This window comes from Actinotalea sp. C106, from assembly GCF_023630195.1.
Taxonomy (GTDB): domain Bacteria; phylum Actinomycetota; class Actinomycetes; order Actinomycetales; family Cellulomonadaceae; genus Actinotalea.
In genome coordinates this window covers 1-3,185 of the sequence record NZ_JALPKN010000326.1, presented here as the reverse complement: position 1 = coordinate 3,185, position 3,185 = coordinate 1, and the positions used below count along the sequence as shown (strand labels likewise).

At 75.3% G+C, this 3,185-nt stretch carries 3 protein-coding genes and 1 riboswitch; of the genes, 1 reads left to right on the top strand and 2 read right to left on the bottom strand.

Annotation, left to right across the window (positions count from 1 at the left end; translation table 11 throughout):
• Positions 1 to 402: oxidoreductase C-terminal domain-containing protein (locus L0B03_RS15715; RefSeq protein WP_284501905.1), on the top strand; the 402-nt coding region annotated here is incomplete at its 5' end.
• A gap of 136 nt (positions 403 to 538) precedes the next feature.
• Here the strand turns inward: L0B03_RS15715 and purH are convergent.
• Together purH and purN are read right to left on the bottom strand one after the other, a co-directional pair.
• Positions 539 to 2,185, bottom strand: a complete 1,647-nt coding sequence (purH, locus tag L0B03_RS15710) for a bifunctional phosphoribosylaminoimidazolecarboxamide formyltransferase/IMP cyclohydrolase (protein WP_250447542.1) — start codon at positions 2,183 to 2,185, stop codon at positions 539 to 541.
• 70 nt (positions 2,186 to 2,255) lie between these two features.
• Positions 2,256 to 2,346: riboswitch (ZMP/ZTP riboswitch) on the bottom strand.
• Between the two features lie 3 nt (positions 2,347 to 2,349).
• Complete coding sequence (gene purN / locus L0B03_RS15705; RefSeq protein ID WP_250447539.1) at positions 2,350 to 2,997, bottom strand: phosphoribosylglycinamide formyltransferase; 648 nt, start codon at positions 2,995 to 2,997, stop codon at positions 2,350 to 2,352.
• Positions 2,998 to 3,185 lie beyond the last annotated feature (188 nt).

Here is a 3,185-nt window from a genome sequence, read left to right as displayed (position 1 = left end):
CGACGGTCCGCGCGGCACGGCTGGGTGCCCGGGGGCCACTGGGACGGCGCGCTGCGCGGCCCGGCCGTCGCAGTCCGTGGGCTGCTCGAGCCGGAGGCCCCGCTCGAGGACCTCGCACCGTACGTGTTCTCGACCCAGCTGGGCCACGAGCTGGCCTGCTACGGCCTGCCGGGCACTGCCGACGAGGTCGTGCTGCGCGGCACCCCGGCCGGGGCCGGCGACGGGTTCACCGCTCTGTGGTTCGCCCCGGGGACCGACCGGCTGACCGCGGTCCTCGCGGTGGACCGTCCTCGCGACGTCGCCGCAGCGCGCAAGCTGTTCGCCGGTGCCACCCTGCCGACCTTGGACCGCCCCCGCGCCACGGACCCCGCCACCCCCCTGCGCACCGCCCTCCTGCCCTGACCCCCACCCCTCGTGTCAGAACCTGGGATACCTCTGGCACCCCCAGGTTCTGACACGAGATCCGCCTGAGCTCGTGTCAGAACCTCGGGTACCCCTGGGTATCCGAGGTTCTGACACGAGCCGGGGTGGGCTGGGGTCAGTGGGCGAAGTGGCGGGTGCCGGTGAGGTAGAGGGTCACGCCGGCGGCCTGGGCCGCGGCGACGACCTCCTCGTCCCGCACCGAGCCACCGGGCTGGACGACCGCGCGCACCCCGGCGTCGAGCAGCACCTGAAGGCCGTCGGCGAAGGGGAAGAAGGCGTCCGAGGCCGCGACCGCCCCCCGGGCCCGCTCGGTCTGGCCCGCGTTGGCCCGCTCGACCGCGAGACGGCACGAGTCGACCCGGTTGACCTGTCCCATGCCCACGCCCACCGACGCACCGTCGGCCGCGAGCAGGATCGCGTTGGACTTGACCGCGCGCACCGCCCGCCAGGCGAAGGCGAGGTCGGCCAGGGTCGCGTCGTCGGCCGCCGGACCCGTCGCGAGGGTCCAGGTCGACGGGTCGTCCCCGCCGCCCTCGACCACGGCGTCGACGCGGTCCGCGCCCTGCATGAGCAGCCCGCCGCTGATCGGCCGCAGCTCGACCGGCGCCGTGTTGGCCGGTCCGGGCACCCGCAGCAGCCGGATGTTCTTCTTCTGGGTCAGCACCTCGACCGCGTCGGCCTCGAAGTCCGGCGCCAGCACCACCTCGGTGAACACGGGTGCCACCTGCTCGGCCATGGCCCTGGTCACCGTGCGGTTGGCGGCGACCACCCCGCCGAAGGCCGAGAGCGGGTCGCAGGCGTGGGCCCGGGAGTGGGCCTGGGCGACGTCAGCCCCCACGGCGATCCCGCACGGGTTGGCGTGCTTGATGATCGCCACGGCCGGCTCGGCGTGGTCGTGCGCGGCCCGCCAGGCAGCGTCGGCGTCGACGTAGTTGTTGTAGCTCATCTCCTTGCCGTGCAGCTGCTCGGCCTGGGCCAGCCCGGTGGCCGCACCCGGCACGGCGGGGTTGACGAACAGGGCCGCGCGCTGATGCGGGTTCTCGCCGTAGCGCAGCACCGACTGGCGCTCCCAGGTGGCCGCGGCGAAGGCCGGGAAGCCCGAGGACTCGGCCTCGGCGTCGGGGGCGTAGGAGGAGGCGAACCACGAGGCGACGGCGACGTCGTAGGCCGCGGTGTGGGCGAAGGCCGCGCCGGCGAGGGCCCGACGCTCGGCCAGGGTGAAGCCCTCCGCGGCGGCCGCGGCGACGTCGGTGTACCGGGCGGGGTCGACGACGACGGCGACGCTCGGGTGGTTCTTCGCGGCCGCGCGGACCATCGACGGCCCCCCGATGTCGATCTGCTCGACGACGTCGTCGGGGGCGGCCCCCGACGCCACCGTGGCCGCGAACGGGTAGAGGTTGACGACGACGAGGTCGAAGGCCTCGACGCCGAGCTCGGTCAGCTGCTCGACGTGCTCGGGCCGGCGCGTGTCCGCCAGGATCCCGGCGTGCACCCGCGGGTGCAGGGTCTTGACCCGGCCGTCGAGGCACTCGGGGAAGCCGGTGAGCTGCTCGACCCGGGTGACCGGCACCCCGGCCTCGGCGATCCGGCCGGCCGTCGAACCCGTCGAGACGATCTCGACCCCGGCGGCGTGCAGGGCGGTGGCGAGCTCGGCCAGGCCGGTCTTGTCGTAGACGCTCACCAGGGCACGGCGCAGCGGGCGCCGGGTCTGCGGGGCGCTCGGGTCGGTCACGGTGGGAAGGGTGGGCAGGTCGTGCGGCACGGGACCTCCTGGGTCGGCGCTGCCGGTGGACGCGCGACGGTGGTCACGCGGCTGCCGGCTCGGGCAGGGACCCAGGCACCCAGGCGGACGGTGCGCTGCAGGGGAACTCGGCCGCTCCCTGGTGGTCGGTTCCACCTCGGACGCCAGTCACGGCCGTGGCGAGTCTAGCCCGCGGGCTCGAGGAGCCGTGCCTGGCGCCCCTCCAGGCGGATCCCGTGACGCGCAGCCCGTCCGACGACGTCGACCAGCAGGGCCCGCTCGACCACCTTGATCCGCTCGTGGAGGGTGGCCTCGTCGTCCTCGGGCAGCACCTCGACCGCCTGCTGGGCGATGATCGGGCCGGTGTCGACCCCGGCGTCGACCAGGTGGACCGTGCAGCCGGTGACCGTGACCCCGTAGGCGAGGGCGTCACGCACCCCGTGGGCCCCCGGGAAGGCGGGCAGCAGCGCAGGGTGGGTGTTGATCACCCGCTCGAAGCGGTCCAGGACCGGGGCCCCGAGGATGCGCATGAACCCCGCGCTCACGACCAGACCCGGGTCGAAGACCGCGACCGCCTCGGCCATCCCCCGGTCCCAGGAGGGGCGGTCGTCGAAGTCCTTCGGCGACACGACCGCGGTGGGGATCCCGGCCGCGCGGGCGATCTCGAGCCCGCCGGCATCGACCCGGTCGCTCACCACGCCGACCACACGCGCCCCGTAGCCCGGGTCCCGATGGGCCTCGAGCAGGGCAGCCAGGTTGGAGCCACCGCCCGAGACGAGGACGACGACGCGGTCCTGCGAGGGCACGACCGGGGAGTCGGGAGAGCTGGGCACGGGCCGACCCTATCCGCCGGTGCGCGCTCGTAGCCGTGGGTGGGACACTGGGGTCCAGCCCGACCACGCCGAGGAGCACCCGTGAGCAACCCGTACGCCCCGCCCAGCGGCGGTCCGCGGACGCGCCCGGAGGCCCCGACGACGCCCCCCGGCCCCGAGGACGACGCGGCACCCGGGCCCGGTGGCCC